Raw genomic sequence first — 3,130 nt, 5'->3', positions numbered from 1 at the left:
GCTTGCCTCAGAGCGGATGGCGCACCAAGAGGCAAGCATTATGTGGCGAACCTGGTCGTCCGGGCCGGACGACCCGAGCGCCTCTCCCAATGCGAGCAGAATGTCGATGTCCTCGTCCCACAGGTGAGTTGCTTGGCCGCCGCCTTTCGCCATTGTGCGAAGAGCATCGCTCAGACATTCCCGGGGAGTCCGCCCGTCACCCCCGCGTTCCAGCCCGTCGGCGGCCCGGGTGAGCACAGTCTCACATGCCCCTCCGGCGGCGCGCCCCGCTCTTCTCATAGCGGCTGGAAGGCGCGTCCGACCGAAAGAGACTTCGGTCCTGAGGGCAGCGAGAGCAGTAACCCACGTTCTGAGTTCCTCATGGCGAAGCCTGTAGCACCTGGCGACGGCGAGGCCGCCCATGCCCATCGATCCTACTGTCAGGATTACCCCAGCGAGCTTGATCGGAATCTCCAGCTGACCTCACCTCCCCCGCTGGCATCTCCCCCGAACCTGAACGGCCCCGGCGACAACCGTGCCCCGGTAAGCCCGCACAGGACAGATTCTATGGTTCCAAGGCCGAGACTGCGGCCCAACACTGCCACGATGTCGAACACGCCAGAAGCCATGATGTCCCGCAGCACGGGCCGGGCAGCGGCGTCCTCGAGGTCACGGGCGTGCGCGGATGCAATTACTGCAACTCCGCTCCTTCGTGCTTCTTCGATCGCTCTCGCGTCGTCGGCGATCCCGATCTCATCTGTGACTATTACCTCGGGTGACATGGACCTCACCATAATGGCCATCCCCTCGGCTTTCGGGCACGCGTCGAGAACATCGGACCGCGGCCCCACATCGTTCTGGGGAACCCCATCGCAGCAAGCGGCAATCTCTGACCTCTCGTCCACCACCCCCACCTTCCACCCGCGTCCTCCCATCGCCGGCACTCCCGAGCTCAGTTGGCGGGCGATGTCTCTGAGGAGGGTGGTTTTGCCGAGGGCCGGAGAGGAGACCACAAGGAGACTTCTGGGCCTGCGGGTGGTCCGGTCTACCAGGTATGGCATCAGCGGGTCCGCGGCCCCAATCACCTGCCGCGCTATCCGGAAGTTCATCCCCGAAAGGTCGCGCTGAGTCCGAATGCGTCCCCCTTCCAGGACCGTCCGGCCGACGAGTCCGACTCTATGGCCGCCCGGGAGGGTGACATACCCGTTGCGAAGCTCCTCTTCCAGGGCATAGATGGAGCTCTCCGTGACAAGCTGCACCGCGCGTTCCCATTCATCGTCGTCTGTGACGACAGGGTCAGGGCCGCTCCCTGCGACGCCGGGACGGACGGGCTGTCCCTCGGGGCCGAGGAAGAAATCGTAGTCCGCTGTGACGCCCATTACAGGCCGTCCGCGTCTCAGCCTCAACTCTGTCAGGCTCGTCCTGACCTCCGGACGTGCATGCTTCACCGCCTGTCTGACTTTCGGGGGAAGGGCCGGGCATATCTCGTCCAACAGGGGGTCGCCCCCACGTTTCCTCACAGCGCGTGGCCTCCCGGGCTTGGACCGAAGGTGACTACATAATCATATGGTGGCCGACTGAGATTATTCCAGGTACAAGCGAAAAGCGGCGGCAATGGAAAGCAGCCGCCGCGTGCACTATTCTGTCCCTCACCCGGACCTGACCCAGCAGACCAACCGGCGTCGGCGTGAGCGCGCCTGCCGCCGAGGGGGGGCGAACCTAGACGCGCTCCAGGTACTGGTGGGTCCTGGTGTCGACGCGAATCTTGTCGCCCTGCTGGACGAAGAGAGGAACCTGTACCACCGCCCCGGTTTCGAGCTTGGCAGGTTTCGTGCCGCCGGACGCAGTATCGCCGCGCAGCCCCGGGTCGGTCTCAATTATGACCAGTTCCACGAAGTTCGGAAGCTCCACTCCGATGGGGGCTCCGTTGTAGAACTGAACACCGATGACCATGTTCTCCTTGAGATACTTGATGGAGTCCCCAAGGACCTCCTGGGAGAGGGAGATCTGCTCGAAGGAGGTCTGGTCCATGAAGAAGTACTCCCCTCCCGACTCGTACAGGAACTGCATGTCCCTGTAGTCTATCTGCGCTTTGGGGAGTTTCTCGCCTGCCCGGAAGGTGGTCTCGATGACGTTCCCGGTGATCACGTTCTTGAGCCGCGCCCGCACGAACGCCGCACCTTTGCCCGGCTTGACGTGTTGGAAGTCTACCACCACCCAGACGCTCCCATCCCACTCTATGGTCTGACCGGTCCTGAAATCGTTGGTTGATATCATAAGACTACGACCCCCCGATTACACCTGTATGAGATCCTTTGTGGTACTGGTCAGTACCCTCGCATCCCCGTCTGTTATCACCACGAGGTCTTCGATTCTCACTCCGCCCCAGCCCGGTATGTAGACTCCCGGCTCCACACTCACCACCATGCCCGGTTCGAGCACAGTCGACTCTGATTGGGCAAGCCTTGGCGCCTCGTGTATCTCCAGTCCGACCCCGTGCCCGAGCCCATGGCCGAACCGGTCACCATGCCCCGCCCTCTGTATTATTGCCCTCGACACCTGGTCCACATCGCTGCATTTCATGCCCGCCCGCGCGGCAGCAACCCCAGCGAGTTGCGCTTCGAGCACCAGGTCATATACTGCGCGCTGTTCGCCTGAGGGCTTTCCCACCACAACGGTTCGTGTCATGTCAGAAGTGTACCGGCGATGAAACCCCCCGAAATCCAGCGTGACCAAGTCACCTTCGGCTATCACCTTGTCGGAGGCGACGCCGTGAGGCATCGCGCCCCGCGCGCCAGAAGCCACAATGAAGTCGAAACTCGGCCGCATGCCCACCTTTATCATGAAGGTCAGGAGCTCGTTCGCGACTTCGTTTTCGGTCACTCCCGGCTTGATGAACCCCAGGATGTGCTCGAAGGCCTCGTCTGTGAGCTTGCACGCCTCGGCAATCAGGCTCACCTCGTCCTCGGACTTTGCGATCCGAAGCGACTCCACCGCTCGCTTGGTCGGTACGAGCTCCACCCCTGCGAGAGCTGCTCCGATCTCGTGGAGGTGATCATAGGTCATGTGCTCCGACTCGAAGCCGAGCTTCGTTATGCCCATCTCAGACACGACTTTGCCAAGGGTGTCTGTCATGGGCGTCCCGTGCATC

At 62.4% G+C, this 3,130-nt stretch carries 4 protein-coding genes; all 4 read right to left on the bottom strand.

Going from position 1 to position 3,130, the window contains the following annotated elements; all coding sequences use genetic code 11:
- Window positions 1-402 (bottom strand): stage III sporulation protein AB (locus tag NUW23_15705; protein MCR4427601.1); only part of this gene is annotated, 402 nt, incomplete at its 3' end.
- Between the two features lie 23 nt (window positions 403-425).
- The gene (spoIIIAA, locus tag NUW23_15700; protein ID MCR4427600.1) at window positions 426-1,499 is read right to left on the bottom strand and encodes a stage III sporulation protein AA; all 1,074 of its coding nucleotides are present in this window, start codon (window positions 1,497-1,499) and stop codon (window positions 426-428) included.
- A 199-nt stretch (window positions 1,500-1,698) separates the two neighbouring features.
- Entirely contained in the window at window positions 1,699-2,256 is a 558-nt protein-coding gene (gene efp / locus NUW23_15695) for an elongation factor P (GenBank protein ID MCR4427599.1), read from the bottom strand.
- 18 nt (window positions 2,257-2,274) lie between these two features.
- Window positions 2,275-3,130 (bottom strand): aminopeptidase P family protein (locus NUW23_15690; GenBank protein ID MCR4427598.1); only part of this gene is annotated, 856 nt, incomplete at its 5' end.

Source organism: Bacillota bacterium (genome assembly GCA_024655925.1).
Lineage (GTDB): Bacteria > Bacillota > DTU025 > DTU025 > JANLFS01 > JANLFS01.
The sequence above is the reverse complement of the archived record's forward strand: the minus strand, read 5'-3'. Positions and strand labels throughout refer to the sequence as shown.

Bases quoted from the DNA above. Each gene is read 5' to 3' on its own strand.
- efp (MCR4427599.1), bottom strand. From the start codon at position 2,256: ATGATATCAACCAACGATTTCAGGACCGGTCAGACCATAGAGTGGGAT.